Here is a 1,203-nt window from a genome sequence, read left to right on the forward strand (position 1 = left end):
ACGATTCACGGAAGTATGCCGTAAATGCTCCACCTCATCCATTGCTTCCTGCCAGACATGACGCAGGATCATTTTTTTATTCTCTTGGCTCTTCGTGCATCTTGAAAGAAAAGAGCACGACGCACAGATTGTGGGGGCAGAGACGTATTCCTGATAGCCCTCTCGATTGGTCGTCCGATAACGAAGAACTTGATTCTTAGGACACAAATAACAGTCATAGTATTCGTCGTAATAGAAGTCTTTCGTTTTGAACATTCCTTTCACCCCTCTGGGGCGGTTATAAGGAAAAACTGGTAAGATGTTTCGTTGAAGGAGATGACGTGCGAGTTGGACGGTCTTGTAGGCAGAGTCAGCTACGACAGCGAATGGCTGACCAAAACGATGACTGACGGACTCAAGAAGAGGTTCAAGCATTTTACTGTCATGTACATTGCCAGGTGTGAGGATCAGTCCAAGTACGAAGCCATTTCGATCACAGGCTGTATGGCAAGAATAAGCGAATAGTCGTTCACGTTCCCCCTTCACGTAATAACCACTCTCGGAATCTGTCGTACTTTCCTTGATTTCCCTTGTTTCAAGACGGCTCTCCTTGGGGGGGAAGGGCTTTTTTCCATGAAGTACCCGATCCTCGTTGATTTCCAGGTCGAGTTCTTCTTTATACTGTTGGATAGCGCGACGGACAATCTTTTTTTTCTTGAACTTCCGTTTGTTCGCGTTCGCCTTGATGTGTGTGGAATCCATGAATAGGACCGAAGGGTCCACGAACCCAGCATCGACAGCTTGTGAGAGGATACGATAAAAGATGGTTTCGAACACATCCGTGTCCTGAAAACGCCGGACGTAATTTTTTCCGAAAGTAGAGAAGTGTGGCACTTTCTCATCCAGCCCGATTCCGAGAAACCACCGATACGCGACGTTCGTCTCAATCTCCTTGATGGTCCGACGCATCGATGGAATACCAAACAGGTATTGGAGAAGTGCCATCTTAATCAATAGAACAGGATCGATACTAGGTCTTCCGTTATTTTCACAATACAGTTTCTCTACTAAAGGATAGATGAATTCAAAGTCCATGACCTGGTCCACTTTTCGAACGAGATGGTCCTGCGGGACCAATTGTTCCAATGTGATGGTGATGTTCTCAGAACGATGATGTTGGTCTCTTTTTCCCATCATAATGAGTCCTCCTCTTTCGAATGTCTA

1 protein-coding gene is annotated in these 1,203 nt (G+C 45.8%); it reads right to left on the minus strand.

What is annotated here, in order from left to right; all coding sequences use genetic code 11:
- The coding region (locus KNP87_RS17185) for an IS1182 family transposase (RefSeq protein WP_214722386.1) at positions 1 to 1,176 on the minus strand (1,176 nt) is incomplete at its 3' end.
- Positions 1,177 to 1,203 lie beyond the last annotated feature (27 nt).

Source organism: Exiguobacterium sp. s192, assembly GCF_018618795.1.
GTDB classification, from domain to species: Bacteria; Bacillota; Bacilli; order Exiguobacteriales; family Exiguobacteriaceae; genus Exiguobacterium_A; species Exiguobacterium_A undae.